This window comes from Tardiphaga sp. OK245 (assembly GCF_900108575.1).
GTDB classification, from domain to species: Bacteria; Pseudomonadota; Alphaproteobacteria; order Rhizobiales; family Xanthobacteraceae; genus Tardiphaga; species Tardiphaga robiniae.
The window spans coordinates 694,904-721,359 of the sequence record NZ_FNWZ01000002.1; the positions used below are offsets into that span (position 1 = coordinate 694,904).

Consider the following 26,456-nt stretch of genomic DNA (forward strand, 5'->3'; position numbering starts at 1 on the left):
CCGTCGGGAACTTTTCAGTTCAGGCAAAGCGCCTGCGGCCCCATTAACGGAAGTGAGAAGAACTACCGTTTCCCGAAGATCGCCGAGCCGATGCGCACATGAGTCGCGCCAAACTGGATGGCGATAGCGAAGTCGGCACTCATGCCCATCGACAACCCGGTCAATCCGTTACGTGCAGCGATCTTCGCCGTCAGCGCGAAATGCGGCGCTGGCGCATCCTCAACCGGCGGAATGCACATCAGTCCGGAAATCGTCAGCCCATAGGTATCGCGACAGCGGGCCAGGAAATCATCAGCCTCGCTCGGCGCGATACCGGCCTTTTGCGGCTCCTCACCGGTGTTGAGCTGTACGAAGAGCTGCGGCGTCCGCTGCTGCGCCTTCATCTCCTTGCTTAACGCTTCGCAAATGCTCGGGCGATCGACCGAGTGGATTGCATCGAACAAGGCGACCGCTTCCTTGGCCTTGTTGGACTGTAAAGGTCCGATCAGATGCAACGCAATCGCGGGTTGAGTGGCGATCAGCGCAGGCCACTTGGATTTTGCCTCCTGGACGCGATTTTCGCCGAACACACGCTGACCGGACTCGATCACCGGCTTGATCGCGTCGGCCTCGAACGTCTTCGACACCGCGATCAACGTCACAGAACTGCGGTCCCGCCGCGCTTCGTTACATGCGCGGAAGATATCGTACTCGACCGAAGCGAGTCCGTCGGTTGGTAAAGAAGACGTTACGCCTGACGACTCTTGCACGGATTTATTTTCAACCAAGGCGCGAACTTTCTTGAGATCCATTGCAGTTTAACGAATCCGGGAAAGGCTTTTTGAAGGCTTTGGAGTACCTATGTCCGCGGGGCTTAGGGATCGAAGATGTCACGCATCGGTATTAACCGCAATAAAGCGAGGCTCAGGGGAGCTCTCGGCATTCGCGCTCGACTGGTCCTGTTGGCCCTCATTCTGGTCGGGCCATTAATGGCGGAGCGAATTCGCTCACTCGATGCGACGCGTACCCACCAGATCGCGACGGCCGCGCGTGATTTCGCTGGCGTCGCCCAGCACAGCGCCGATGCACAGCGCGAAGTCTTCGCCTCGATCGAGGCCGTGCTGAAATCATCCGCCTACATCTATACGTCGGCCGCTCAGGTGAATCGGAGCTGCGCCATCATGCGGGCGAGCCTCCGCGGCGATATGCCGTGGCTGCGCAGCCTGACAGTGGCCGGTGCGGATGGCATCGCCATGTGCTCGACCTGGCCGGAAGTCATCGAGCAGAGATTCGATTTCAGCGATCGCCCCTATTTCAAGAAAGCGATAGCGACCGGTGAGTTTGTCGTCAGCGATTATATGTTCAGCCGCTTGACGAACCAGCCGACAGTGATGGCTGCCTATCTCGCACCGGGCCTGACTAAGGACGACGATGCCGTGGTACTGGCGGCGGTGAATCTCGACTGGATGTCGAAGATCATGGGCAATCTCGGCGACCGGCCCGGTGTCACGACACTGCTGGTCGATCATGCTGGTACCGTGCTTGCAGCGCCGCCGACAAACGCCAGCGCGATTGGTCGGCCGATGGAAGACCTTGCTCTATTGCCGATGATCGAAGCGCATCTGCGCAATACGGATAAGCAGACCGGTTCGCTGTCATTCAGCGCCAGTGACGGTTCACAGCGCACCGTATCATTCGCGACAATCCCCGGTACCGGCGCGCAATTGATCGTCAGCATCGACGAGGCCCGAGTCTCGGCGGTTGCCGATCGCGAGATCCGCACCGCCTATTTGCAGCTCGCCTTCGTTTGCCTGTTCGTTCTGCTTGGCGCGCTGGTGGTTGCGGAGCGACTGATCATCAAGCCGATCCAGATGATGGAGACCATGGCGCAGCGCTTCGGTCGCGGCGACTGGTCGGCCCGCGTAGCGCGGAACAAGCTGCCGGCCGAGTTCGTACCGCTGGCACGCGCATTTTACGGCATGGCGGCGCAGTTGCGTGGTCGCGAACGCGAATTGCGCGCCAGCAACGAGCAGCTCACGGTGCTTGCCTCCATCGACATGCTGTCTGGCCTTGCCAATCGGCGCGGCTTCCAGAGCCGCCTCGATTTCGAATGGCTGAAAGCCCAGCAATCCGGCGACCATCTGACGCTGCTGATGATCGACGTCGATCACTTCAAACTCTTCAACGACACCTATGGCCATCCCGAAGGCGATGCTTGCCTGGCGCGCGTCGGCGAAGCTCTCTCCAGCCTGGCCGATCGCTGCTCGGGCTTTGCCGGACGCTATGGCGGCGAGGAATTCTGCCTGCTGCTGCCGGGCACCGAGGTCGCCCGCGGCATCCAGATCGGCGAAATAGTACGCGCGGCAATCTGGAACCTGGCGGTCTCCCATGCCACCAGCGCACATCAGCGGGTCACGGTCAGTGTCGGCGTGGCCTCGACGATGCCAGCTACGCTGGAGACGGCGAACGATTTGATCGAGGCAGCCGATGCCTCGCTCTACGCCGCCAAACGGCGTGGCCGCAACACCGTGGTTGAGCACGGCTTTGTGCGGGCATATGGCACGGCCGTGTCGCTGGCGGGGTGAGACTGCGGGCCCGCCCCTGGTCCCGTTTCTTGTCTTAAACCATTGACCTAACGCGGCCTTTTATGGCCTAGTCCCCGGCCTCAAGCGCGAATTCAGCCCGAGCAAGCACCGGTTTGCGACCTCGTTCGCGCGTCCATGATCTGAGAAGCGCTCGAACCGGCCGGCGGATTTCAAAAACACCATGAGCAACGAACGTTACAACGCCCGCGAGACCGAACCGCGCTGGCAGCGCGTCTGGGACGACAAGGCGATCTTCGCCACCAAGAACGACGATCCGCGCGAGAAGTATTACGTGCTCGAGATGTTCCCGTATCCGTCGGGGCGCATCCATATGGGCCATGTCCGCAACTATACGATGGGCGACGTGGTTGCGCGCTTCCAGCGCGCGCAGGGCAAGAACGTGCTGCATCCGATGGGCTGGGATGCGTTCGGCCTGCCCGCCGAGAACGCCGCGATCGAACGCAAGGTCGCTCCGAAGGCGTGGACCTATGAGAACATCGCGTCGATGAAAAAGCAGCTGCAGACCATGGGTCTGTCGCTGGACTGGTCGCGCGAATTCGCAACCTGCGACCCTACCTACTACAAGCATCAGCAGAAGATGTTTCTCGATTTCATGCGGGCAGGTTTGGCCGAGCGCAAGAAGTCCAAGGTGAACTGGGATCCGGTCGACCATACCGTGCTGGCCAATGAGCAGGTGATCGACGGCCGCGGCTGGCGCTCAGGGGCGCTGGTCGAGCAGCGCGAGCTGACCCAGTGGTTCTTCAAGATCAGTAAATATTCCGACGAGCTGCTGTCTGCCCTGGATACGCTGGATCGCTGGCCCGACAAGGTGCGCCTGATGCAGCGCAACTGGATCGGCAAGTCGGAAGGTCTGCATTTCCAGTTCGGACTGATCGGCGCACCTGCGGGATTCGACAAACTGCCGGTGTTCACGACACGCCCGGACACGATGTATGGCCCGACTTTCGCTGCGATCTCGCCGGATCATCCGCTGGCGAAAGCGCTGGCAGAAAAGGATCCCAAGGTTGTCGCCTTCATCGAGGAATGCCATCGCATGGGTACCTCGCAGGCCGAGATCGACACAGCCGAGAAGCTCGGCTTCGACACCGGCATCAAGGTCACGCATCCCGCCGATGCGTCATGGACGCTGCCGCTGTATATCGCGAACTTCGTGTTGATGGATTACGGCACCGGCGCCATCATCGGCTGCCCGGCACACGATCAGCGCGACCTGGATTTCGCGCGCAAGTACGACCTACCGGTGCTCGACGTGTTCGTGCCCGTCGGTAGCGATGAGCGCGTTGGTAACATCGCTTTCGCTCCGGCGAAAAGTGAGACTGTGCAGTATGTCCGTTGGGTGGGTGCACCCGGTGTGATGACCTGCGAAGAAGCGATGAAGAAGTCGCTCGAGATTTTCGAGAAGGACGGCTGGGGCAAGCGCGAGATCAATTTCCGCCTGCGCGACTGGGGCATCTCACGTCAGCGCTATTGGGGTTGCCCGATCCCGATCATCCACTGCCCGAGCTGCGATATCGTGCCGGTGCCGGACAAGGATCTGCCGGTCGTGCTGCCGGAGGATGTGACTTTCGACAAGCCAGGCAATGCACTGGATCATCATCCGACCTGGAAGCATGTGAAGTGCCCGAACTGCGGAGCGGATGCGCGGCGTGAAACCGATACCATGGACACCTTCGTGGACTCGTCCTGGTACTTCACGCGTTTCACCGATCCGTGGAACACGACGGCACCCACGACGACCGCCGTTGCTAATCGAATGATGCCTGTCGATCAGTATATCGGCGGCGTCGAGCACGCGATCCTGCATCTGCTGTACAGCCGCTTCTTCACCCGCGCCATGAAGGCCACCGGCCACGTCAATTTCGACGAGCCGTTTGCCGGCATGTTCACGCAAGGCATGGTGGTGCACGAGACCTACAAGAAACAGGACGGCACCTTCGCCTCACCGGCCGAGATCAACATCGAGATCGGCGGTAACGGCCAACGCGCTACGCTGATCGCCACTGGCGAAGACATTACCATCGGCCCGATCGAAAAGATGTCGAAGTCGAAGCGCAACACAGTCGACCCCGACGACATCATGGGCACCTACGGCGCCGATACCGCCCGCTGGTTCATGCTGTCGGATTCGCCGCCGGACCGCGACGTCATCTGGAGCGAGGAAGGCGTCAAGGGCGCCTCACGTTTCGTGCAGCGCCTGTGGCGTCAGATCAACGAATCAGCCGCGCACGGCAAATCGGCGCCGGCAGCCCGTCCCACCGAATTCGGTCCGGATGCGATGGCGATCCGCAAGGCCGCGCATGGCGCGCTCAGCAAGGTCTCGACCGAGATCGAAAAACTGCATTTCAATGTCTGCCTCGCCCATATCCGCGAATTTTCCAACCTGCTAGGCGAAGCTTTGGCGCGTTCGGGAACCCCGACCCCGGACGTCTGCTGGGCGCTCCACGAGGCCTCGGTCATCCTTGTTCAACTGTTTGCGCCGATGATGCCGCATCTGGCCGAGGAATGCTGGGGTGTGCTGGGGCAACCGGGCATGATCTCGGAAGCCCGTTGGCCGCAAATCGAGCCCAATCTGCTGGTTGAAGACACCATGACCCTGCCGGTACAAGTCAACGGCAAGAAGCGCGGAGAAGTCACAGTGGCCCGGGAAGCGACGAACCCGGAAATTGAGGCTGCCGCTCTGGCGCTCGATGCTGTAAAACAAGCTCTCGACGGCAAACCCGTCAAGAAGGTCATTGTCGTCGCCCAGAGGATCGTGAATGTTGTCGGCTAAATCCCGCATTGCCGCCCGGCTCATGGTCGTCGCCACCCTGGCGGCGCTGACGGCCGGCTGCTTCCAGCCGATGTATGCCGAGCGTGGCGACGGTAAACCCGGCCTGCGCGAGAAGCTGCAGGGCGTCGAAGTTCCGCCATTGGAATATCCCAATGCATCGCCGCAGGCCCGCGTCGGCGTGAACATCCGCAATGCGCTGATGTTCAAGATGTATGGCAGTGCCACCGGCCTGCCGCCGACCTATCAGCTGAAGATCCGTTTCAACCCAAGCCGGACCTCGCTGATCGTCGATCCGAATACCGCGCTGCCGACCAGCGAAAATTACGGCATCGACGCGACCTACGGCCTGATCGAGATCGCCACCGGAAAGCAGGTCCTGACCGGCAGCACCTTCTCCCGCGTCACCTATGACATCCCCGGTCAGCTGCAGCGCTTCGCCCGCGCTCGCGCCTATCGCGACGCCGAGGACCGCGCGGCGGGTGAGATCGCCGACAACATCAATACCCGTCTGGCGTCGTTCTTCTACGCCGGCACCTAAGCCGTCGCGTGGTCGCGCTTCGCGGAAAAGACATCGACACGTTTCTGGCGCGGCCGGATGCCGGCCGGCCGATCATTCTGCTCTACGGAGCTGACGCTGGACTCGTCCGCGAGCGCGCCGACGCGCTGATGAAATCCGCGGTCGACGATCCCAATGATCCATTTTCGCTGGTTCGCATGGACGGCGATGATTTGGCCGCCGAGCCGTCGCGTCTCGTCGAAGAAGCTATGACGGTGCCGCTGTTCGGTGGGCGGCGGGCGATCCGTGTGCGCGCAGGCTCGAAGAATTTTTCCAGCGGCGTCGACACGCTCGCTAACTCCGATATCAAGGATTGCCGCATCGTCATCGAGGCTGGTGAGCTTCGGCCGGAATCGCCATTGCGGAAAGTCTGCGAGAAGGCCAGGACCGCGGTGGCCATCGCCTGCTATCCAGACACCGAGCGCGATCTCGCAAAGCTTATCGATGAAGAGCTCCGCGTCTCCAATCTCCGCATGGCGCCGGATGCACGCGCCACACTAATGTCGCTGCTCGGCGGCGATCGGCAGGCATCGCGTAACGAGCTCCGCAAGCTCACGCTCTATGCGCATGGTACCGGCGAAGTCACGCTCGACGACGTGATGGCCGTCGTCGCCGACGCGTCCGAGCTGAAGATCGATCCAATTGTCGACGGCGCCTTTGCCGGGAATCCCACCGCGGTGGAAGTCGAGTTCAACAAGGCGATGATCGCCGGAACTTATCCGGGCATGATCATGATGGCCGCGCAGCGCCAGGCCGCATTGCTGCACAAAGCCAGCCTGCTGGTCGAGGCTGGTAGTTCGGCATCGGCAGCCGTGGAAAGCGGATTTCCGCGGCTGCATTTTTCCCGCAAGGGAACGGTGGAAGCAGCGCTGCGAAATTTCTCCGCACAGCGGTTGGTCAACATCATCGACCAGCTCGCCGTTGCCGCCCTCGATGTCCGCAAGCAAAACGCCCTCGGCGCGGTGATCGCACAGAGGGCGTTGATGTCGATTGCCGTGAATGCAAGACGGCGGGGTTAGGTAGCGATGGCGCTCCCTTAACCTCGCCCCGCATTTGCGGGGAGAGGTCGACCGGCGAAGCCGGTCGGGTGAGGGGCATGGGACAAAGTCAGCCCAACACACGATCTTTCGGATCGCACCAATTCGTCTTCAAAAACGTCAGTGAAATGATCCGACCCGAGAGCATATCTCTGCGGCGAACTCTGTGCGCTGCCCCTCACCCGCCGCAAAGACGCGGCGACCTCTCCCCGCGCAGAGCGGGGAGAGGTTAGGAAGCAGCACCGTCGAAATCAGCCTTCCGAATCCAGCCGCTTCAGAATTTCGTCGAGCTGATCGAGATCACGATACTTGATGATCACGGTCCCGCCGGGATCACGGTGATCCACCGACACTTTCAGCCCGAGCACGTCGCTGACCCGTTTCTCCAGCGCGATCGTGTCGGCATCCTTCGCCGCCTTGGGAGACGACGTGCGCGGCTTCTGCGGCGGACGCTCCGGCACGCCCTCTTCATGCGCAAGCGCTTCGGTCTGACGAACGTTCAGTCCCTCGGCGATGATCCGCTTCGCGGCGCTGGATGCATCCGGCAGGTTAATCAATGCGCGTGCGTGACCGTTGGAGAGCTGCCCCGATGCGATCAGGCCCTGCACGTCTTCCGGCAGCTTGGTGAGGCGCATCATGTTGGCGACATGGCTGCGGCTCTTGCCGACGATTTTCGCGATCTCGTCCTGGCTATGCTTGTAAGTCTCGGCGAGCGCGTGATAGCCCTGTGCCTCTTCCATCGCATTGAGATCTTCGCGCTGGACGTTCTCGATGATCGCGATTTCCATCGCGGCCGAATCCGTCACGTCGAGCGGCACGATCGGCACTTCATGCAGACCGGCGATCTGCGACGCGCGCCAGCGGCGTTCGCCGGCGATGATCTCGAAGCGATCGTTGCTACCCTTCACCGGCCGCACCACGATCGGCTGGATCACGCCATGCTGCTTGATCGACGCCGCGAGTTCGCTGAGTTCCGCATCCGCAAAGACCCGCCGCGGATTGCGCGGATTGGCCTTGAGAAATTCGATAGGCACCTTGCGCTGGTTACGCGAAGGACGCTCGACATGCGCGGCTTCGCCGCCGACATCGCCGATCAGACTTGCAAGACCGCGGCCCAGCCGCGAACGCGCTTCATCAGCCATCGCCAATCCCTTCGAACTCATCGCGCCACTCCATACTCAAACTTGAAATTCGGTTACAGGCTGGGCAAAGGCGCACTTGCGCCGCGCCTGCCATTATCGTTTGCGATCCGCTGTGGTGGGCACGCTGTGCTTTGCCCACCCTACTTGCTCAGTGAGCGGTGCGCAGGTCGCGCTCGCGCTGGATCACTTCGGTCGCGAGCCGCAGATAGGCTTCAGAGCCCGAGCACTTCAGGTCATAGACCAATACCGGCTTGCCGTAGGACGGCGCTTCCGAAATGCGGACGTTGCGCGGAATCATGGTCTCGTAGACCTTGCTGCCCATGAATTCGCGTACGTCGGCAACCACCTGGTTTGACAGGTTGTTGCGCGAGTCGAACATGGTCAGCACGATGCCATGGATCGACAGGTTCGGATTCAGCGTCGAGCGTACCTGCTCCACGGTCTGCAACAATTGAGACAAACCTTCGAGCGCGAAGAACTCACACTGCAGCGGAACGAGAATCGCATCCGACGCGGCCATGGCATTGACGGTGAGAAGGTTGAGCGATGGCGGGCAATCGATCAGCACGTAAGTATAGTCGGAGCCCGGCGAGACATTGTTGTTCAACTCGCCGATCGCATCGCGCAGCCGGAAGGCGCGGTCGCGGGCCGAACCGAGTTCAAGCTCGAGGCCCGACAGATCCATGGTCGAGGCGGCTATGTGCAGACGCGGCACGGCGGTGACAACGACTGCATCGCGCAGCGGCGCTTCGCCGATCAGGACGTCGTAGGTTGAGCAGTTGCGATTGCGACGATCGATGCCGAGACCGGTGGATGCATTGCCCTGCGGATCGAGATCGACGATCAACACGCGTTCGCCGATCGCGGCGAGTGCGGTGCCGAGATTAATCGCGGTGGTGGTCTTGCCAACGCCGCCCTTCTGATTCGCCAGCGCCAGGATGCGCGGATGGCCGGGCACCGTATTTGACGTATGCTCTTGATATTGCTGATCAATTACGGTCATTGGTGTGGCCATTTTGGTTTACGGACGGGGTCAATCGCTCGATCCGGTCGAGTTCGACGATCCAGCCTTGTCCGCCGGTCAGGCTGGCATGCAGGCGCGGGCTTATATTCCAATATCTAGTAGCTTCGGTCAATTCCGATTCTACATCTTGACCCTTGAGAAATAAGGCTTTTGTGCCCGGCTTCATCAGGGGCTCAGCGAAACCGATAACGATATGTAACGAGGCAACGGCACGCGCGGTGATGCAATCGACATGCTCGGGAAATCTATCCACATTATCCCCGATGTCAGCCAGATGAATCGTGCCGGGGGCTTGCGTCACACGTAACGCTTCGCGCAGGAACGCCGCCTTCTTGGCGTTTCGCTCGACGAGATGAACATGTCCGCCAGCGACATCACCCATGGCACAGGCCAGAACCACACCGGGGAAACCTCCGCCGCTGCCGAAGTCGAGCCAGGTCATGGCTGAAGGCGCGAGGTTCAGAAGCTGCAGCGAATCCGAGATATGGCGCGTCCAGAGATTTGGAAGCGTGGCCGGCGAAATCAGATTTGTCTTGGCCTGCCACTGCAGCAACAGGTCGACATAGCGATCGAGCCTGTCTTCCGTTTCACGTGAAACAGGTGTCAGCCGCAAGGCCGCAGCCTTATCGGCATCGAGCCGGGGTGCGGGCGCCGCTTGTTGGGATCGTTGAGCCATTGGATTGTCTGTAAAGCTGCTGGGACCCATCCATACTCTGAGTCCATTTTTCCGGCTATCGAATTGCGGAGCGGCAGCGGAAAATCGGGACGAAAAGCACGCGATGACCGAGCGACCGACCTATCAGGAGGCTCTGCGGCGAACTAATCTGCTCAGGATCCTGGCGCCGTTCGATCCGCATGTGGTCGGCACACTTCCGCTTGGCCTGGCCAGACCCGGCAGCGACATCGATATCGTCTGTTGCGCCACGGATAGATCTTCCGTAGCCACCCTGCTCTGGGAGCATTTTCGCGAGGCCGATGACTTCGCGCTCTATCAATGGTCGGCCAGAGGCCGACCGGTCGTCGCTAAGCTCAGCACCTATGGATGGCCATTCGAAATCTTCGTCAGCTCGACTCCGGTACAGGATCAAGCTGGCTGGCGGCACTTCGAGGTCGAGAAGCGACTGCTAACCCTGGGCGGACCCGCCTTCCACACCGCCATCTGCGCGTTACGGACCGGAGGAGTAAAGACAGAGCCTGCCTTTGCGCGTGCTCTCAAGCTTGAAGGCGATCCTTACGCCGTCCTGTACGACCTGTTCAGCACCTCTGATAACCAGCTGATGCGGTCCTGAGGGCGCAAGGGTTTGCAGTATAGAGGATTCAGGACAGTGAGTTGACTAGGATCAATGCGAGCAGGACGAGTCCGGCCTCCAATGAATCATCGTTGGAGGCAGATGACCATGAGTGTGATCGTACGGCTTTTCCTGATGCTGGCAGCACCCATCACGGCGCTGTTCGTCTCGCGTGATGCACTCAATTTTGATGTGGTCCAGACGATCGTCGCCGTGATCCTCTTTACGGTGGCCGTCGCAGCTATTGCCTTCTGGCCCCGCCGGCCAGCGAAGCCATCTTCAACGGAGCCGCGTTGATTTCGGCTTCCTGTTTCACGTGAAACAACCAACTAGGCCAAAGCAGCCTTCGGCTTGCGTGCTTCGCGGCGGAGATAGGCCGCGAGAATGGCCAATGCGGCCGGAGTCATACCATCCAGACGTCCCGCCTGCCCCACAGTGTGAGGAAGCGCTGCCTTGAGCTTCGCCCGGGCCTCATTGGACAGTCCGGGGACCGCATCATAGTCGACATCCACCAGCGAGAGACCCTCGTCACGGCGAAAAGCCTCCACATCCGCGGTCTGACGTTTCAGATAGACATCATATTTGGCATCGATCTCGATATGGGTGCCGATCGCTGGGTCAATGGCCGATAATTCTGGCCAGATCCGGGTCACGGTAGCCCATTCGGTCTCGGGGTAGGACAGGAGATCGAAGGCAGAGCGACGCTGACCGTCGTGATTGAGCACCAGACCATGCTTCGCCGCCCCGTTAGGAGTGATCGACAGCGCCTGGGTCAGGGCCTTACCGACGGTGAGGGCTTCCATCTTGGCGCCATGCCGGACCGAACGAGCGCTGCCGACACATCCCAGGTTGATACCCTTGTCGGTCAGGCGCTGATCGGCGTTGTCGGCACGCAGCGTGAGACGATATTCGGCCCGCGAAGTGAACATCCGATAGGGCTCGGTAATCCCACGCGTGACCAGGTCGTCGATCATCACGCCGAGATAGCCATCGGCACGATCGAATACGGTTAGCTGGCTCCCACTCGCGGCCAGGGCCGCATTCAAACCGGCGACGAGACCCTGGGCGGCCGCTTCTTCGTATCCGGTGGTGCCATTGATCTGCCCGGCCAGAAACAGGCCGGCGACGCGCTTGGTCTGCAGCGTCGGATCGAGTTCGCGGGGATCGACGTGGTCATATTCGATCGCATAACCCGGGCGGACCATTCGGACCTGCTCGAGACCGGGGATCGAGGCCAGGATCGCAGCCTGAACCTCCTCGGGCAGTGAGGTAGAGATGCCGTTGGGATAGACCGTGGAGTCATCGAGGCCTTCCGGCTCCAGGAAGATCTGGTGACCATCGCGATCGCCAAAGCGAACGATCTTGTCCTCGATGGACGGGCAGTAACGGGGCCCCGAACTCTTGATCTGACCAGAATACATTGGCGAGCGATGCACATTGGCCCGGATCACCTCATGGGTCGCCGGTGTGGTGCGCGTGATGCCGCACTGAATCTGCGGATTGGTGATCCGCTCGGTCATGACCGAGAACGGCTCCGGCGGATCGTCAGCGGACTGCATCTCTACCCCGGCCCAGTCGATGGTGGTTCCATCGAGCCGCGGTGGCGTGCCGGTTTTGAGCCGTCCAAGGGTAAAGCCGACACGCTCGAACGCCTTGGACAGGCCGAGTGCGGGAGCTTCATCGATCCGGCCAGCGGGCCAGTTCTTCTCGCCGAGATGGATCAGGCCGCGCAGAAAGGTCCCAGTGGTGATGACCACCGATCCGGCAGCGAGTTCGCGGCCATCGGCCAGACGGATGCCGGTGACTCGACCATTGGCCGTGAGCAGATCGTCGGCTTCGCCCTCGATCACGCTCAGATTCTCGGTCGCCACAATCGCTGCCTGCATCGCTGCAGCGTAAAGCTTGCGGTCCGCCTGGGTGCGCGGGCCACGAACGGCCGGACCCTTCTTGCGGTTGAGCATGCGGAACTGGATGCCGCCGGCATCGGCGATGCGGCCCATCAAGCCGTCCAGCGCATCGACTTCGCGGACCAGATGACCCTTGCCCAGACCGCCGATGGCGGGGTTGCAGGACATCGCGCCAATGGTCGCGAACTGGTGCGTGACCAGTGCCGTCTGCGCGCCCATGCGCGCAGCACCAGCCGCGGCCTCGCAGCCGGCATGGCCTCCCCCGATTACGATGACGTCAAACTTGTCCTGCATGGCCGCAGCTTCTAGCGCGGGTGCCGCCGGGATTGAAGAGAAATCCACAGGCAGCGTTTCACGTGAAACAACGGATGTCCTCTGAAGAGGATCTGAGAGGCAGGACTGTTTCACGTGAAACACAATCTGCTTTAGCGGCGCACGCCTGCAACGGAGCAGTCTTGTCTTTTTGAGACGGTTGGAATCTGTTTAAGCGAGAGGCTCGCTTCTTAGATGATTTTACATTCATTTCATTAAATAATGAACAAAGAAATATTACTTACCTATACAAAAGTCCCGGAAGATGCTATCGAGGATGTCTTCTACATCAACACTCCCAAGCAACCGTCCCAATTGCTGCGCTGCAGCACGCATATTCTCGGCAACGAATTCTTCGCCTTGCTCAGCCGATGCTGCAGCATGCTGCAGCAAATCCGACGTGCTGCGCAGCAAAAGACGTTGCCGCTCCCGGGTAATCAGCCCGGCCTCACCGCTCCCGAAGTACCGACCGGCGAAATCGATCAGCAGGGCCAATAGTTGTGCGAGGCCATCGCCGCGCTCTGCAGAGATCGCGATCAACAAGTCTGGCCCGGCCGACGCAGTCTGGACCAGATCGACCTTGTTCCGGATCACCCAGACCGGCGTTTCAGATTCCGCCAACCATTGCCCCGGATTGGACGCCTCCGCGCCGGAGTCGACCAGCCATAGCACCAGATCCGCTTCGGCCGCCCGAGCCCGCGCCCGGCGCACGCCCTCCTCTTCCACCGGATCCGCTGTCTCGCGGATGCCGGCGGTGTCGATGATCGTCACCGGATAACCGTCGAGGTCGAGCTGCACCTCGATAACGTCGCGGGTGGTGCCGGCATGCGGTGAAACAATTGCCACGTCGCGCCGGGCGAGCTGATTCATCAGCGTCGATTTGCCGACATTAGGCTGACCCGCGATGGCCACCACCAGACCGTCGCGCAACCGCTCGCTTCGACCCTGCGCCGCCAGCACCTCCTCGATCTCCTGATGCAGCGCCGATGCTTTCGCCAAAGCCGGCGCCAGCAATTCGGCGGATACGTCGCCTTCGTCAGAAAAATCGATGCCGACTTCGACCAGGGCCAGCGCCTCGATGATCTGCTGTCGCCAGTTGCGCGCCTTGTCGCCGAGCAGTCCCTTGAGCTGCCGCAGCGCCTGACGCCGCTGCCGGTCAGTGTCCGCGTGAATCAGATCGTCGAGGCCTTCCGCCTCGGTCAGGTCGAGCTTGCCGTTCTCGAACGCGCGGCGCGTGAATTCGCCGGGCTCCGCCGGCCGTAAGTCGTCGATGGCGCCCAGGGCCTCAAACAAAGAAGCCAATACCGCGCGCCCGCCATGAATATGAAATTCGGCAACGTCCTCGCCGGTCGCGCTCGCTGGCCCCGGAAACCACAGCACCACCGCATCGTCGATCGGGCCGAGCCGGTCATCCGAGAGGAGAACATGGGTGGCCATCCGCGGCGCCGGCAGCTTCCTTGCCAGACGCGTCAGCGCCTCACCTGCCTGAGGACCTGACACGCGGACAATCGCAATCGCTGTCGGCGGGCGGCCGGAGGACAAAGCGTAGATCGTCTGGTCGCGTGGATGCATCGCCTATTTGCCGATGGGGGCGATGCGATGCAATGGGGATTCTGAACCCAGAATCCCGAGATGTTTAAGACAATCCGTGATTCCGGGTCTGTGCATCAGGCGTCTTCGCCGACCTCCGTACATCCCGGAATGACGGTCAACGGCCAGTACAAAGAACCGACACAAAAAAGCGCCGCTGCTTTCGCAACGGCGCGTTTTGCAGTCCTGCAGCTGTTCGCTCGAACAGCCCCGAAACTTACGTATTCATCGAATCGAAGAATTCCGAGTTGTTCTTCGTGTTGCGGAGCTTGTCGAGCAGGAAGTCGATAGCGTCCATCGTTCCCATCGGATTGAGAATGCGGCGGAGCACATACATCTTCTTGAGCAGCTGCGGATCGGTGATGAGCTCTTCCTTGCGGGTGCCCGAGCGCGAGATATCGATCGCCGGGAAAGTCCGCTTGTCCGAGACCTTACGGTCCAGGATGAGTTCCGAGTTACCGGTGCCCTTGAATTCTTCGAAAATGACTTCGTCCATACGGCTGCCAGTATCGACCAGCGCGGTGGCGATGATGGTCAGCGAACCACCTTCTTCCACATTACGGGCCGCACCGAAGAAGCGCTTCGGACGCTGCAGCGCATTGGCGTCGACACCGCCGGTCAGCACCTTGCCGGATGACGGCACCACGGTGTTGTAAGCACGGCCAAGACGGGTGATCGAATCCAGCAGGATGACCACGTCGCGGCCATGTTCGACCAGGCGCTTGGCCTTCTCGATCACCATTTCGGCGACCTGCACGTGACGCACCGCCGGTTCGTCGAAGGTCGAGGAGACGACCTCACCCTTCACCGAACGCTGCATGTCCGTGACTTCCTCCGGACGTTCGTCGATCAGAAGAACGATCAGATAGCATTCCGGGTGGTTGGCGGTGATCGAATGCGCGATGTTCTGCATCAGCACGGTCTTACCCGTACGCGGCGGCGCGACGATCAGTGCGCGTTGACCCTTGCCGATCGGCGCGACGATGTCGATGACACGCGCCGAGAGATCGCGGCGGGTCGAATCTTCCAGCTCGAGGCGGAAGCGCTGGTCCGGAAACAGCGGGGTGAGGTTGTCGAAATTGACCTTGTGCTTCGACTTCTCGGGATCTTCGAAGTTGAGCGTATTGACCTTGAGCAAAGCGAAATAACGTTCGCCTTCCTTCGGGCTGCGGATATGGCCTTCGACCGTATCGCCAGTGCGCAAGCCGAAGCGGCGGATCTGCGACGGCGAGACATAGATATCGTCCGGACCTGGCAGGTAGTTCGCATCGGGCGACCGCAAGAAGCCGAAGCCGTCGGAGAGAACCTCGACGACGCCTTCACCGATGATGTCGGTTTCCTTGATCGCCAGCTGCTTCAAGCTCGCGAACATCAGCTCCTGCTTGCGCATGGTGCTGGCATTTTCGACCCCGAGCTCTTCCGCAAACGAGACAAGCTCGGCTGGCGTCTTGGCCTTGAGGTCCTGGAGTTTCATTTCCCGCATTGGGAGGTGTCCTGTGGAAAGTCGGGGAGGGAGCGCGAGGTAGCCAAGACGGATGCGGACGCTGGAAAAGATCAGGAAAGTCCGCAGGTCTCTGGCCAGGAAGTCTTGAGCGAGGAAGGTGCTGAAGGAGCTTCAAACCTGATGCGGTGGCCGGTTCAAAAAGCGAAACCGGTACAAACCACATCCGCCTGCGTGGGGTGGGATGACGCGAATATAGAAAATCGTAGGGTGTCGCGCAAGGAGCCGAAACGGCGGTTGTGATGAGAAATTTGGCCTAGAACGGCTTCACGATCACCAAAATGACGATCAGGATCATCAAAATTGTGGGTACCTCGTTGATAATTCGATAGAATTTCGAAGTCCGCGTATTTTTGTCCTGAGCAAAATCACGCACCCGGGCACTCAGGAAGCCATGAACGCCAGACATCAGCAGCACCAGCGTCAGTTTGGCGTGAAACCAGCCCGAGCTGAACCAGTGACCGGCCCAGGCGAGATACAGGCCGAGGATCCAGGTGACGATCATCGCCGGATTGATGATCGCCTTGAGCAGGCGACGCTCCATCACCTTGAAGGTTTCGGATTGCTTCGAACCGATCTCCGCATCGCAGTGATAGACGAATAGTCGCGGCAGATAGAGCATGCCCGCCATCCACGAGATGACGGCGATCACATGCAGCGCCTTGGCCCATTCATACATTCGAAAGTTCTTTCCAGCATCACTGCGTCACACCGCACGTGCAGACACCGGAACATTTCACCGGAAAGCCGCGTTGCAGGACGCGCCGATACAGAGCGGATCACCGCACTATCCGCAAGCCATCCTTCTCTTAAATAATATTTATAGAATCTTAGGTTTGAGTCTAAGTGACAGTGGATTTCAGCCGCCCAAAACAATCCCGGAACTGTCCCACGCTTATGCACATGGCCACGTGATTTCTCCAAAGCGGCCTGCATGCAAGTTCGATATGCAGCGCAAAGGCTTACCGTCGCCGTGCACTGGATTATCCCAAGACAAACCCGGATAACCCCATTATCATTCAGAGCAGCCTCAGAGCTTTTCCTCTTCATGAGCCCTGTGAAGAAAAAACCGAGTTATCCCGGGCCCGCCGAGGCGATGGTCGATTTCCCGGAAAAGCTCCACAGAGATTCACAGGACATACACGATCATGGTGCCCACCACCGGCAGCTATTTTCATCTTCATCTGGTCTCCGATTCGACCGGTGAGACATTGATCACCGTGGCTCGCGCCGTCGCGGCGCAATACGCGAATGTCACGCCAGTCGAACATGTCTACCCGCTCGTGCGGAGTCAGAAGCAGCTTGATCGCGTGCTTTCCGAAATCGAGGAAGCCCCCGGCATTGTTCTCTTTACGCTGCTGGAAAAAGATCTGGTTGGCCGGTTGGAAGCCAAGTGCCAGGAGATCAACAGCCCGAGCCTATCGATCATCGGGCCAGTGATGCAGCTCTTTCAGGCCTATCTCGGTGCGTCGACCACCGGCCGCGTCGGAGCGCAGCACACGCTCAATGCCGAATATTTCAAACGTATCGACGCGCTGAATTATTCGATGATGCATGACGATGGCCAGCATGTGGAAGGCCTCGAAGAAGCGGATGTGGTTCTCGTCGGCGTCTCGCGCACGTCGAAGACACCAACATCGATCTATCTTGCCAATCGTGGTGTGCGCACGGCCAATGTGCCGCTCGTCCCCGGCATCCCCATTCCCCATCAGCTTGAGACGTTGAAAAATCCGCTGGTGGTCAGCCTGCACGCGACGCCGGAGCGCTTGATTCAGATTCGCCAGAACCGGCTTCTCAGCATTGGCAGCGATACGGCCAATGACGATTATATCGATCGCCAGTCGGTCACGGACGAAGTCACCTATGCGCGCAAGCTTAGCGCCAAATACGGCTGGGCTTTGTTGGAAGTGACACGTCGCTCCATCGAGGAAACCGCGGCAGCCATCATGAAACTGCTGGCCGATCGCCAGCGTCAGAGGATGTCCGAATGACCATTTGGCGTGGCGTGCAACCACTGATCCTGGCGTCGCAGAGTTTGGCGCGTCGTGAGTTGCTGGCGAATGCTGGCATCACATTTGATGCGATGCCTGCAGATATCGACGAGCGCGGCATCCAGCAGAAATCCGGGTTGAAGGCGCCGGGCGAGATCGCAGCCTTGCTCGCCGAGCGGAAGGCGGCCTTTATCTCGCTGCGTCATCCCGGTCGCTATGTTCTTGGCGCCGATCAAATCCTGGCGCTCGGGGATCGGATGTTCAGCAAACCCGCCGAACGCGAACAGGCGGCCGAACAACTTGCGATCCTCGCCGGTCGGACCCACGAATTGCACTCAGCGCTTGCCGTCGTTTGCGATGGCGCGACGTTGTTCTCCAATGTCTCCGTGGCGCATATGACCATGCGCAAGCTGGATGATGCGGCGATCAATGCCTATCTGGACGCTGCGGGCGACAAGGTGACGACGAGTGTCGGCGCCTATCAGCTCGAAGGTTTGGGTGTGCATCTGTTCGAGCTGATTGAAGGCGATCACTTTACCATTCTCGGCCTACCGCTGTTGCCGCTGTTGAGTTTCCTGCGGGGCGAAGAGATGATCGCGATCTGATTTTTATGAGGAATTGATGCGCGTATTGGGGCTGACCGGTTCGATCGGAATGGGGAAATCCACCACGGCGAAGTTGTTCATGGAAGCCGGCGTGCCGGTCTATGACGCCGACGCCACCGTGCACATGATCTATGAGGGCGAAGCTGTACCGCTGATCGAGGCGGCGTTTCCCGGAACCACCGTGAATGGCAAGGTCGATCGCGCGAAGCTATCGCCGCTGGTGGTGCACGATGCCGCCGCGATGAAGAGGCTCGAGCAGATCGTGCATCCGCTGCTCGGCGCCTATCACAGAAAATTCCTGGACGATGCAGAGAAGTCGGGTGCGCCAGTTGCAGTGGTCGATGTACCCCTGCTCTATGAAACCGGCGGAGAAAAGCGGGTCGATGCTGTAGTCGTCGTGTCCACCAATCCCGAGCAGCAGCGCGAGCGCATCCTGGCGCGCGAGGGTATGACGGCCGAGAAACTCGACGCCATTCTGGCCCGGCAGCTGCCTGACGCCGAAAAGCGCAAGCGCGCCGACTTCGTGGTGGATACATCTAATGGATTGGATCCCGTGCGGGAGCAGATCCGTGAAATTCTCGCCGAGGCTGTTAAGATGCCACAACGGCGGCCCTGACCGTCCCCTGATTCGACAACCGGCTTAGTTCGATGCGCGAAATCGTCATGGATACCGAAACAACCGGCCTCGATCCCCTCCGGGGCGATCGGCTGGTGGAAATCGGTTGCCTCGAAATTTTCAACCGGATGCCGACCGGCCAGACCTTCCATGTCTACGTCAATCCCGAGCGTGACATGCCTCAGGAAGCATTCAACGTGCACGGGCTGTCGGCCGAGTTCCTGTCGACCAAGCCTCTGTTTCACGAAGTGGTCGACGACTTCATGGCCTTCATCGGCGATTCGCCGCTGGTGATTCATAACGGCATGTTCGACCTCGGCTTCATCAATGCCGAACTCGATCGCATCAAGCGCCCGCCGGTGCCGCGCGAGCGTCTCGTTGACACGCTGCTGCTGGCGCGCCGCAAGCATCCCGGTGTGTCGAACAAGCTCGACGATCTCTGCGCCCGCTATGCGATCGACAATTCCCGCCGCACCAAGCACGGCGCGCTGCTCGACTCCGAATTGCTGGCGGAAGTCTATATCGACCTCATTGGCGCCCGGCAGTCGCAACTGATCCTGGCGGACGAAGCGCCTGCGCAGCGCACCGGCAGTATCAATGACGCACCGCGCCGCCAGCGCGAGATCGCACTTGCGCCGCGCGTGACCGAAGCCGATCGCGCCGAGCACCGCGCCTTTGTCGCAACGATGGGCGAGAAGGCAATCTGGAACGAATTTCTGGGAACGCCGTCGTAAAACGACAATGGCCGGGACAAGCCCGGCCATGACGTAAGCTTATTGTTGGAGCACCCGAACTTAGTTTGCCGGACCAGCGTCGGCTTGAGCCTGACGTTCCAGGTTCTGCCGGTACAGACCGACGAAATCCACGGGATCGAGCATCAGCGGCGGGAAGCCGCCATCGCGCACCGCGGTGGCGATGATTTCGCGCGCGAACGGGAAGAGTAGGCGCGGGCATTCGATCATAACCAGCGGGTGCAGGTTTTCCTGCGGCACGTTGACGATGCGGAATACGCCGGCATAGGCCAGCTCGAACGAGAACAGCACCGAGCCGGCGTTCTCGGCCTTGCCCTCGACCGACAGCGTCACTTCATATTCGCTCTCGGAGAGATTGTTGGCGCCGACATTGATCTGGATATTGATGTTTGGCTGCTGGGCCTGCGGTGCCAGCGAGGCTGGGGCGTTCGGGTTTTCGAACGACAGGTCCTTGGTGTACTGCGCCAGTACATTAAGCTGAGGGGGGGACTGCTCCGGAGGGGTGCCGTTGCCGTTTGCCATCGAAAATTCTCCTGAAGCGCTGCCGGGCGGGTGGAACCGGTTCGTCACGGGCGTCCGCACGAACGGTCGAATGAGGTGATCGCGGCGAGTGGCTATCATAGGCCTGCGGCACTCGACAAGGATGCCACGCCACAACCTGGACGCTAGAAAATCGCTGGTTTGACCCACCGCTTGGGCATCCAGGTGCAAAACCGGTCATATTCGCCCCGAATTCACGTTAAATGACTGAAAGTGCGGGTTTTCCTCGTTCGATCCGATTTCCTCTGACAGACAAACGCGCTAGAATTTATCGAAACGGTTGCGGTCGAGGCTGCCGGTGCGAAGGCCGCTTTGCCGCAGCCGGACACGATGGCGCGCCATTGGCTGGGCTTAGTTTCATGTCTACATGGAGCAGGTTCGCCCATGACGCGATCTCCCGACCCTGTGGGAGCCGATTTCAGCACCGCGATGGGCGGCATAGTCTTCCGCCGGGCATGCCCGGCACCGATCAGAAAGCAATAAGACGTGGACATTTACACCATCATCTTCCTGGCACTGGCGGTCTTCATTTTCATCCGCCTGCGCAACGTGCTCGGACAGCGCACCGGCGAAGAGCGTCCGCCCTTCGACCGCGCGGCGCGTGATGCTCTGCCGCCCGAAGGCAATGTCGTGCCGATGCCCGGCGGCCCCATTGATCAGGCTGCGCCGGCACCGGCCGCCGACGTCTCTCCCGCCGAGCGCTGGAAGGGCATTACCGAACCGGGGACGCCGCTCGCCGCCGATCTCGATGCCATCGTCGACCAGGATTCGTCGTTCGATCCGCGCCATTTCATCACCGGCGCCAAGGGCGCCTATGAGATGATCGTGTTGGCCTTTGCCAATGGCGATCGTCGGTCGCTGAAGGATCTGCTGTCATCGGAAGTGTTCGACTCGTTCGACGCCGTCATCAAGGACCGCGAGAAGAACGAGCAGAAGACCGAGACCCGTTTCGTCTCCATCGACAAGGCCGAACTCGTCGGCGCCGAAGTGCGTGATCGCGCGGCACAGCTCACCGTACGTTTCGTGTCGCAGATGATTTCGGTGACGCGCGACAAGACCGGCGCTGTGGTCGACGGCAATGCCGACAAGGTCAGCGACATCACCGACGTCTGGACTTTTGCCCGCGACATCACTTCGCGCGATCCGAATTGGAAGCTGGTTGGCACCGGCAGCGTGCAATAACGCTGTCAGGCTCGGCCGGCTTGCCGCGCTGTGCGTGATTGCTGCTGCGTTGGTCCCTGTCTCTGCAGACGCACGGGTCCGGCGTCACGCCAAGCACGTCAAGAATGATCCTGCACAATTTGTGTATGTGCCGCGGCACAATCCGCCGCGGGAATGGCCGTTCGAATTCACAGGCAGCCAATATGCGCCGGTGAATTGGGCCGATATCGCCGGCTGGAGCGAGGACGATCACCTCCTCGCCTTCCAGGCTTTTCGCACCAGCTGCAAGCCGATTGTTGCTCAACGCAACTCACCAACGGATTCGAAGGCGCTTGGCACCACGCTCCGCGATCCCTGCCGGGCTGCGAGAACTGCCGAGATTTCCGACGGCGCCAAGGCGCGCGCCTTCTTCGAAGACCATTTTCTGCCGCTGCGTATCTCACGGCTCGGCGAGCCTGAAGGTTTCGTCACCGGCTACTATGAGCCGGTGATCGACGGTTCGCGCACGAAGACTGACGTTTACACCGTGCCGGTCTATCGCCGCCCGTCGAATCTGTTTGTGCGCGGCTATCGCCAGTCATCCGCAAGCATGCCGAATGGCGGCGATGTGTTCCGCAAGATTGGCCGTCGCAAACTCGTGCCTTATTATGATCGTGGTGAGATCGAAGACGGCGCCATCGCCGGGCGAGGGCTCGAAATCGTCTGGCTGAAGAGCCAGACCGATTTGCTGTTCACGCAGATCCAGGGCTCGGCGCGCGTCCGCCTCGAAGACGGCGGCACGGTGCGGATCAATTACGATGCGCATAATGGCTATCGCTATACGCCGGTCGGTCGCGTGCTGATTGATCGTGGCATCATTCCGCGCGAGCAGATGTCGATGCAGCGTATCCGGCAATACATGGAAGAGAACCCGGATGCCGCGAGCGAACTGCGTCGGCAGAATCGCTCCTATGTCTTCTTTCGCGAAGTGCAGCTCTCCGACAAGGACGAAGCCGTCGGTGCGCAAGGCGTGCCGCTGACGCCAGGCCGATCCATCGCCGTCGACAAGTCGCTGCATGTCTATGGCACACCGTTCTTCATCGAAGGCGATCTGCCGGTCGACTCGGATACGGCAAAGACGCCGTTCCGTCGCCTGATGGTAGCGCAGGACACCGGCTCGGCCATTGTCGGTCCGGCCCGTGCCGATCTGTATTTTGGGGCCGGCGCAGAAGCTGGCCGAGTCGCCGGCCGGATGCGCCATCCTGCGCGCTTTGTTATGCTGGTACCGAAGAGTCTCGATCCCTCTGTGCGCGGCCATCACATGCCGCTGCCCGATGCGCGGCCGTCGGAGACAATCGCAAAGCTGTTTCCGCAGACCGAGCCGAAGCCGGTCGAAGCATCGAAGGTCGAAAATTTCGCGATCGATAACAAGGCTGCAGCAAGGCCCGATACGTCCAGGTCTGATACATCGGTCGCGTCGAAGCCCGCGGCGCCAGCCGTGACAATGACGACGCCATTGCCAGTTGCAAAACCAGCCGCGGCTGCAGTCGCGCCCGCTCCGGCATCCCCGCCAGCCGCGGCTACGACAGTGCCATTGCCGGAGGCACGGCCTGCGGTCGCGCCTCAAGTCGCAGCCGAGGCGAAGTCGCAGAAAAAACCCGAAGTAAAACCTGAAGTGAAGCGGGAAGTTAAACCGAAACGTGCCAAAGCCAGGCACCGCGTGTATCGTCGCGCAGCGAAGCAGCCGCAGTCCCTCTTCCGTTTCCCCTGGCAATGAAGCGTTCACGTCCACCGCAACTCATCGATCCCGTGGTGCCGCGCCGTCGCCGCGTGCTGAGCGAAGAGGAGCGCGCGCTGTGGGAACTGGTCGCCAAACAGGTCAAGCCGCTGCGCAAGAAGCGTGTGGTGAAGCCGGAGCCTGAGGAAGACGGGCCAACGCTTGTGAAAGTCGCGGCGCCCAAGAAGATGATCTCGGCACCGCCGGCAGTCCTCAAAACCGCAAAGCCTGCGCCGCCGCCGGTGCCGCCTCTGGCGCCGCTCGGGCGTCGCGAGCGTTCGCAGCTCTCGCGCGGTCGCAAGGACATCGACGCGCGGATCGATCTGCACGGAATGACACAGACGCGCGCGCACCACGCGCTGTCGGCATTCCTGCATCGCGCCAGCCATGACGGCATGACTTTCGTGCTGGTTATCACCGGCAAGGGCCGGACAACCGGCCCCGAATCCGAACGCGGTATCCTGCGCCGCCAGGTGCCGCTCTGGCTGGGACTGCCGGAGTTTCGTTCGCTGGTGGTTGGATTCGAGGAAGCGCATATCGGGCATGGCGGCGCCGGTGCGCTGTATGTGCGGATCAGGCGGGCGCGTTCTTAATCTCTCCCCGCAAGAGCGGGGCGAGGGAGCGAGAGGTCGGTGCTTCGTCTCACAAGATAAACCGGCTCAGATCCGAATTCTTCGCCAGATCCCCCACATGCTTCTGCACATAGGCGGCATCGATTCGGACGGTCTCGCCGTTGCGATCGGGCGCAGCGAAGGAAATCTCGTCGAGCACGCGCTCCATCACCGTCTGCAATCGTCGTGCGCCGATATTTTCGACGGTTGAATTCACGGCAACAGCGACATCGGCCAGTGCATCGATGGCATCGTCGGCGAATTCGAGCGTCACGCCTTCGGTCTGCAATAGCGCCACATACTGCTTGATCAGCGAAGCCTCTGGCTCGGTGAGAATGCGGCGCATGTCATCGCGGGTCAGCGCATTGAGCTCGACGCGGATCGGCAGGCGGCCCTGCAATTCCGGCAAGAGATCGCTCGGCTTGGCGATATGGAATGCACCGGATGCGATGAACAGGATGTGGTCGGTCTTCACCGCGCCGTGCTTGGTGGAGACGGTGGTGCCTTCGATCAGCGGCAGCAGGTCGCGCTGAACGCCTTCGCGCGAGACTTCGCCGCCGCTGCGGCCGTCGCGCACGCAGATCTTGTCGATCTCGTCGAGAAACACGATGCCGTTGTTCTCGACCACCGAAATCGCTTCCTGCACGAGTGCGTCGCTGTCGAGCAGCTTGTCGGCTTCCTCATTCACCAGCGGCTCATGTGCGTCTTCCACGCGCAGACGGCGCGTCTTGGTGCCCTTCCCCATCTTGCCGAAGATATCGCCAATCGAGATGGCGCCCATCTGCGCGCCGGGCATTCCCGGGATTTCGAACATCGAGGGGCCGCCGGAGGACTGAACCTCGATCTCGATCTCCTTGTCGTTGAGCTCGCCGGTGCGGAGCTTCTTGCGGAAGGATTCTTTTGTCGCCGCACTCGCCGTGGCGCCGACCAGCGCGTCGACTACGCGATCCTCGGCGGCGAGCTGCGCGCGTGCCTGCACGTCCTTGCGCTTGCGCTCGCGGGTTAGCGAGATCGCGACCTCGACGAGGTCCCTGATGATCTGCTCGACATCACGGCCGACATAGCCGACCTCGGTGAACTTGGTGGCTTCGACCTTGATGAAAGGCGCGCCGGCGAGCTTCGCCAGCCGGCGCGCGATCTCGGTCTTGCCGACGCCGGTGGGGCCGATCATCAGGATGTTCTTTGGCAGCACTTCCTCGCGGAGCGAACCGGTCAGTTGCAGGCGCCGCCAACGATTGCGCAGCGCGATCGATACCGCGCGCTTGGCGTCGTGCTGGCCGACGATGAACCGGTCGAGTTCGCTTACGATTTCGCGGGGAGAAAAGTCGGTCATGTCACTCTACGTAAGTTGAGAAGGGCGTGGGGACAAGCGGATCAGATAATAGGTGGGCCGGCCTGCCAGGTTCGGATCGCTTCGAATGGATGAATCAGCATGATCACGTTCAAAGTGAGATTGTCGCGAATGTGCAGGCCGACCAGTACCTCGAACAGAAGCGCGATCGCGACGGTCGCGGCGACCGGCAGCTTCCGCGCCAGGATGAAGCCCGTGATCATCGACAGTGTATCAGCCAGCGAATTGACGATGCTGTCGCCGAAATAATCCAGCGACATCGTACCCGCGCGATAGCGTTCGATGATCCAGCTCGAATTTTCCAGCAGCTCCCAGCCGCCTTCAATGAGCATGGCGACGATCAGGCGCGCGATCCAGGACAGTCGTGGAAGCAGTAGCCAGGTGGCGGCGTAAAACAGGAAGCCATGGATGATGTGGGAGAAGGTGTACCAGTCGGTGAGGTGCTGTGAATTCTCCGAACTCAGCACCACGCCGTGCCACAGCTTCACGTAGCCACAGGCGCAGATCGGCAATCGCCCCATCGCATAAAGAAGAGTCGCCTGCAGCGCGAGCAGGCCGAGCGCGATCAGCACACCCTGCTGGACCGAGAGACCGGTGACAGACGGCGCGCGGGTATTGTGACCCGCGACGGTCATGCCTCCAGCATTTCCAGCGTCACGTTGCGGTTGGTGTAGACGCAGATATCGGCGGCGATATCGAGTGATTTGCGCACGATGGTCTCGGCATCCTGGTCGGTGTCGACCAGCGCCCGCGCTGCCGCCAGCGCGTAATTGCCGCCGGAGCCGATGGCCATCACGCCGGCTTCCGGCTCGAGCACGTCGCCGGTGCCGGTCAGCACCAGCGAGACGTCCTTGTCGGCGACGATCATCATGGCTTCCAGCCGGCGCAGATACCGGTCGGTGCGCCAGTCCTTGGCGAGTTCGACAGCCGCCCGGGTCAATTGGCCGGGATACTGCTCCAGTTTGGCTTCGAGACGCTCGAACAGCGTGAAGGCGTCCGCCGTGGCGCCGGCAAAGCCGCCGATCACGTCGCCCTTGCCCAGTTTACGGACCTTTTTGGCATTGGATTTGATGACCGTCTGGCCGATCGAGACCTGACCGTCGCCGCCGATCACGACTTTACCGCCCTTGCGGACGGTCAGGATGGTGGTGCCGTGCCAGACCGGAGATGATCCGTCATGGGAAGCCGAATAGGATGCGTTCATGGAAACCCTCTTGAGCGCCTGATCTAGGCACGGATACCGGCCGTTGCAAATCCGGCGACGAAGCATAGGCCAGCGGCCGATGCGCGCGGATTCCGGTCACCATAGGGGCAAAGATCGGTCCGGAATCGGCTCTCCCGCGGTAGCGAAGGTGTCATC

General features: G+C 60.8%; 25 protein-coding genes. 13 read left to right on the top strand and 12 right to left on the bottom strand.

Going from position 1 to position 26,456, the window contains the following annotated elements; translation table 11 throughout:
- Positions 1-62 precede the first annotated feature (62 nt).
- On the bottom strand, positions 63-791 hold the full coding sequence (locus tag BLW80_RS09960; RefSeq protein ID WP_093757795.1) for a YggS family pyridoxal phosphate-dependent enzyme: 729 nt from the start codon (positions 789-791) through the stop codon (positions 63-65).
- Between the two features lie 75 nt (positions 792-866).
- On the opposite strand from BLW80_RS09960, the gene BLW80_RS09965 reads away from it, so the two are divergent.
- From BLW80_RS09965 to holA, 4 genes are all read left to right on the top strand, one after another.
- Positions 867-2,564 carry a diguanylate cyclase domain-containing protein gene (locus BLW80_RS09965; RefSeq protein ID WP_093757796.1) on the top strand — a complete coding sequence of 566 codons (1,698 nt, stop codon included), beginning with the start codon at positions 867-869 and terminating at the stop codon, positions 2,562-2,564.
- Positions 2,565-2,745: 181 nt separating this feature from the next.
- Entirely contained in the window at positions 2,746-5,355 is a 2,610-nt protein-coding gene (gene leuS / locus BLW80_RS09970) for a leucine--tRNA ligase (RefSeq protein ID WP_093757797.1), read from the top strand.
- Complete coding sequence (locus tag BLW80_RS09975) at positions 5,342-5,893, top strand: LPS assembly lipoprotein LptE (RefSeq protein ID WP_068730220.1); 552 nt, start codon at positions 5,342-5,344, stop codon at positions 5,891-5,893. Before leuS ends, BLW80_RS09975 begins: the two co-directional genes overlap by 14 nt.
- 8 nt (positions 5,894-5,901) lie before the next feature.
- A complete protein-coding gene (holA, locus tag BLW80_RS09980) occupies positions 5,902-6,930 on the top strand; it encodes a DNA polymerase III subunit delta (RefSeq protein WP_093757798.1) in 1,029 nt (342 codons plus the stop codon).
- 269 nt (positions 6,931-7,199) lie between these two features.
- Here holA and BLW80_RS09985 read toward each other — a convergent pair whose 3' ends face one another.
- From BLW80_RS09985 to rsmG, 3 genes are all read right to left on the bottom strand, one after another.
- The gene (locus BLW80_RS09985) at positions 7,200-8,090 is read right to left on the bottom strand and encodes a ParB/RepB/Spo0J family partition protein (protein WP_093757799.1); all 891 of its coding nucleotides are present in this window, start codon (positions 8,088-8,090) and stop codon (positions 7,200-7,202) included.
- Between the two features lie 148 nt (positions 8,091-8,238).
- Positions 8,239-9,093 (bottom strand): ParA family protein, encoded by an 855-nt coding sequence (locus BLW80_RS09990; RefSeq protein ID WP_068730223.1) that lies wholly within the window; start codon positions 9,091-9,093, stop codon positions 8,239-8,241.
- Entirely contained in the window at positions 9,080-9,790 is a 711-nt protein-coding gene (rsmG, locus tag BLW80_RS09995) for a 16S rRNA (guanine(527)-N(7))-methyltransferase RsmG (protein ID WP_093757800.1), read from the bottom strand. Before rsmG ends, BLW80_RS09990 begins: the two co-directional genes overlap by 14 nt.
- Before the next feature lie 103 nt (positions 9,791-9,893).
- Here rsmG and BLW80_RS10000 point away from each other — a divergent pair, with 103 nt between their 5' ends.
- Together BLW80_RS10000 and BLW80_RS10005 are read left to right on the top strand one after the other, a co-directional pair.
- Positions 9,894-10,403 carry a DUF4269 domain-containing protein gene (locus BLW80_RS10000; protein WP_093757801.1) on the top strand — a complete coding sequence of 170 codons (510 nt, stop codon included), beginning with the start codon at positions 9,894-9,896 and terminating at the stop codon, positions 10,401-10,403.
- Positions 10,404-10,511: 108 nt separating this feature from the next.
- Positions 10,512-10,700 (top strand): hypothetical protein, encoded by a 189-nt coding sequence (locus BLW80_RS10005; protein ID WP_092141968.1) that lies wholly within the window; start codon positions 10,512-10,514, stop codon positions 10,698-10,700.
- A 32-nt stretch (positions 10,701-10,732) separates the two neighbouring features.
- On the opposite strand, the gene mnmG is transcribed toward BLW80_RS10005, so the two are convergent.
- The 4 genes from mnmG to hemJ form a co-directional block, all read right to left on the bottom strand.
- Positions 10,733-12,604 (bottom strand): tRNA uridine-5-carboxymethylaminomethyl(34) synthesis enzyme MnmG, encoded by a 1,872-nt coding sequence (mnmG, locus tag BLW80_RS10010; protein ID WP_093757802.1) that lies wholly within the window; start codon positions 12,602-12,604, stop codon positions 10,733-10,735.
- A 255-nt stretch (positions 12,605-12,859) separates the two neighbouring features.
- Entirely contained in the window at positions 12,860-14,194 is a 1,335-nt protein-coding gene (gene mnmE / locus BLW80_RS10015; protein ID WP_093757803.1) for a tRNA uridine-5-carboxymethylaminomethyl(34) synthesis GTPase MnmE, read from the bottom strand.
- Positions 14,195-14,429: 235 nt separating this feature from the next.
- Complete coding sequence (gene rho, locus BLW80_RS10020) at positions 14,430-15,695, bottom strand: transcription termination factor Rho (protein WP_068730228.1); 1,266 nt, start codon at positions 15,693-15,695, stop codon at positions 14,430-14,432.
- A 274-nt stretch (positions 15,696-15,969) separates the two neighbouring features.
- Complete coding sequence (gene hemJ, locus BLW80_RS10025; RefSeq protein WP_093757804.1) at positions 15,970-16,392, bottom strand: protoporphyrinogen oxidase HemJ; 423 nt, start codon at positions 16,390-16,392, stop codon at positions 15,970-15,972.
- A gap of 472 nt (positions 16,393-16,864) precedes the next feature.
- Between hemJ and BLW80_RS10030 the strand changes: the two genes are divergently transcribed.
- The 4 genes from BLW80_RS10030 to dnaQ are packed head-to-tail and all read left to right on the top strand — an operon-like array spanning position 16,865 to position 19,659.
- Entirely contained in the window at positions 16,865-17,704 is an 840-nt protein-coding gene (locus BLW80_RS10030) for a pyruvate, water dikinase regulatory protein (protein WP_089263669.1), read from the top strand.
- Positions 17,701-18,309: a Maf family protein gene (locus BLW80_RS10035; RefSeq protein ID WP_093757805.1), complete on the top strand. Its 609-nt coding sequence runs from the start codon at positions 17,701-17,703 to the stop codon at positions 18,307-18,309. The genes BLW80_RS10030 and BLW80_RS10035 overlap by 4 nt, the downstream gene beginning before the upstream one ends.
- Positions 18,310-18,325: 16 nt before the next feature.
- Entirely contained in the window at positions 18,326-18,925 is a 600-nt protein-coding gene (gene coaE / locus BLW80_RS10040) for a dephospho-CoA kinase (protein WP_093757806.1), read from the top strand.
- Positions 18,926-18,957: 32 nt separating this feature from the next.
- A complete protein-coding gene (dnaQ, locus tag BLW80_RS10045) occupies positions 18,958-19,659 on the top strand; it encodes a DNA polymerase III subunit epsilon (protein WP_089263111.1) in 702 nt (233 codons plus the stop codon).
- A gap of 60 nt (positions 19,660-19,719) precedes the next feature.
- Here dnaQ and secB read toward each other — a convergent pair whose 3' ends face one another.
- Positions 19,720-20,199 carry a protein-export chaperone SecB gene (gene secB, locus BLW80_RS10050; protein WP_068730233.1) on the bottom strand — a complete coding sequence of 160 codons (480 nt, stop codon included), beginning with the start codon at positions 20,197-20,199 and terminating at the stop codon, positions 19,720-19,722.
- Between the two features lie 504 nt (positions 20,200-20,703).
- On the opposite strand from secB, the gene BLW80_RS10055 reads away from it, so the two are divergent.
- The 3 genes from BLW80_RS10055 to BLW80_RS10065 are packed head-to-tail and all read left to right on the top strand — an operon-like array spanning position 20,704 to position 23,727.
- On the top strand, positions 20,704-21,399 hold the full coding sequence (locus BLW80_RS10055; RefSeq protein WP_093757807.1) for a Tim44/TimA family putative adaptor protein: 696 nt from the start codon (positions 20,704-20,706) through the stop codon (positions 21,397-21,399).
- Positions 21,377-23,134, top strand: a complete 1,758-nt coding sequence (gene mltA, locus BLW80_RS10060) for a murein transglycosylase A (RefSeq protein ID WP_502688590.1) — start codon at positions 21,377-21,379, stop codon at positions 23,132-23,134. The genes BLW80_RS10055 and mltA overlap by 23 nt, the downstream gene beginning before the upstream one ends.
- Positions 23,131-23,727, top strand: a complete 597-nt coding sequence (locus BLW80_RS10065) for a Smr/MutS family protein (protein ID WP_093757809.1) — start codon at positions 23,131-23,133, stop codon at positions 23,725-23,727. The genes mltA and BLW80_RS10065 overlap by 4 nt, the downstream gene beginning before the upstream one ends.
- Positions 23,728-23,776: 49 nt before the next feature.
- Here the strand turns inward: BLW80_RS10065 and hslU are convergent, their stop codons facing one another.
- From hslU to hslV, 3 genes are read right to left on the bottom strand one after another with little or no spacing between them, the layout of a single operon-like run.
- Positions 23,777-25,078, bottom strand: coding sequence for an ATP-dependent protease ATPase subunit HslU (hslU, locus tag BLW80_RS10070; protein ID WP_093757810.1), 1,302 nt, complete (start codon positions 25,076-25,078; stop codon positions 23,777-23,779).
- Positions 25,079-25,119: 41 nt separating this feature from the next.
- The gene (locus tag BLW80_RS10075) at positions 25,120-25,731 is read right to left on the bottom strand and encodes a DUF2585 domain-containing protein (protein WP_093757811.1); all 612 of its coding nucleotides are present in this window, start codon (positions 25,729-25,731) and stop codon (positions 25,120-25,122) included.
- Positions 25,728-26,300: an ATP-dependent protease subunit HslV gene (gene hslV, locus BLW80_RS10080; RefSeq protein WP_068730238.1), complete on the bottom strand. Its 573-nt coding sequence runs from the start codon at positions 26,298-26,300 to the stop codon at positions 25,728-25,730. The genes BLW80_RS10075 and hslV overlap by 4 nt, the downstream gene beginning before the upstream one ends.
- Positions 26,301-26,456 lie beyond the last annotated feature (156 nt).

Coding starts and splice junctions, on each gene's coding strand:
- BLW80_RS10065 (WP_093757809.1), top strand. CDS start 23,131: ATGAAGCGTTCACGTCCACCGCAACTCATCGATCCCGTGGTGCCGCGC.
- BLW80_RS09990 (WP_068730223.1), bottom strand. CDS start 9,093: ATGACCGTAATTGATCAGCAATATCAAGAGCATACGTCAAATACGGTG.
- BLW80_RS09975 (WP_068730220.1), top strand. CDS start 5,342: ATGTTGTCGGCTAAATCCCGCATTGCCGCCCGGCTCATGGTCGTCGCC.
- hemJ (WP_093757804.1), bottom strand. CDS start 16,392: ATGTATGAATGGGCCAAGGCGCTGCATGTGATCGCCGTCATCTCGTGG.
- rho (WP_068730228.1), bottom strand. CDS start 15,695: ATGCGGGAAATGAAACTCCAGGACCTCAAGGCCAAGACGCCAGCCGAG.
- coaE (WP_093757806.1), top strand. CDS start 18,326: ATGCGCGTATTGGGGCTGACCGGTTCGATCGGAATGGGGAAATCCACC.
- BLW80_RS10075 (WP_093757811.1), bottom strand. CDS start 25,731: ATGACCGTCGCGGGTCACAATACCCGCGCGCCGTCTGTCACCGGTCTC.
- secB (WP_068730233.1), bottom strand. CDS start 20,199: ATGGCAAACGGCAACGGCACCCCTCCGGAGCAGTCCCCCCCTCAGCTT.
- BLW80_RS10000 (WP_093757801.1), top strand. CDS start 9,894: ATGACCGAGCGACCGACCTATCAGGAGGCTCTGCGGCGAACTAATCTG.
- BLW80_RS09985 (WP_093757799.1), bottom strand. CDS start 8,090: ATGGCTGATGAAGCGCGTTCGCGGCTGGGCCGCGGTCTTGCAAGTCTG.
- rsmG (WP_093757800.1), bottom strand. CDS start 9,790: ATGGCTCAACGATCCCAACAAGCGGCGCCCGCACCCCGGCTCGATGCC.
- leuS (WP_093757797.1), top strand. CDS start 2,746: ATGAGCAACGAACGTTACAACGCCCGCGAGACCGAACCGCGCTGGCAG.
- hslU (WP_093757810.1), bottom strand. CDS start 25,078: ATGACCGACTTTTCTCCCCGCGAAATCGTAAGCGAACTCGACCGGTTC.
- BLW80_RS09960 (WP_093757795.1), bottom strand. CDS start 791: ATGGATCTCAAGAAAGTTCGCGCCTTGGTTGAAAATAAATCCGTGCAA.
- hslV (WP_068730238.1), bottom strand. CDS start 26,300: ATGAACGCATCCTATTCGGCTTCCCATGACGGATCATCTCCGGTCTGG.
- mnmE (WP_093757803.1), bottom strand. CDS start 14,194: ATGCATCCACGCGACCAGACGATCTACGCTTTGTCCTCCGGCCGCCCG.
- BLW80_RS10035 (WP_093757805.1), top strand. CDS start 17,701: ATGACCATTTGGCGTGGCGTGCAACCACTGATCCTGGCGTCGCAGAGT.
- BLW80_RS09965 (WP_093757796.1), top strand. CDS start 867: ATGTCACGCATCGGTATTAACCGCAATAAAGCGAGGCTCAGGGGAGCT.
- dnaQ (WP_089263111.1), top strand. CDS start 18,958: ATGCGCGAAATCGTCATGGATACCGAAACAACCGGCCTCGATCCCCTC.
- BLW80_RS10005 (WP_092141968.1), top strand. CDS start 10,512: ATGAGTGTGATCGTACGGCTTTTCCTGATGCTGGCAGCACCCATCACG.
- mnmG (WP_093757802.1), bottom strand. CDS start 12,604: ATGCAGGACAAGTTTGACGTCATCGTAATCGGGGGAGGCCATGCCGGC.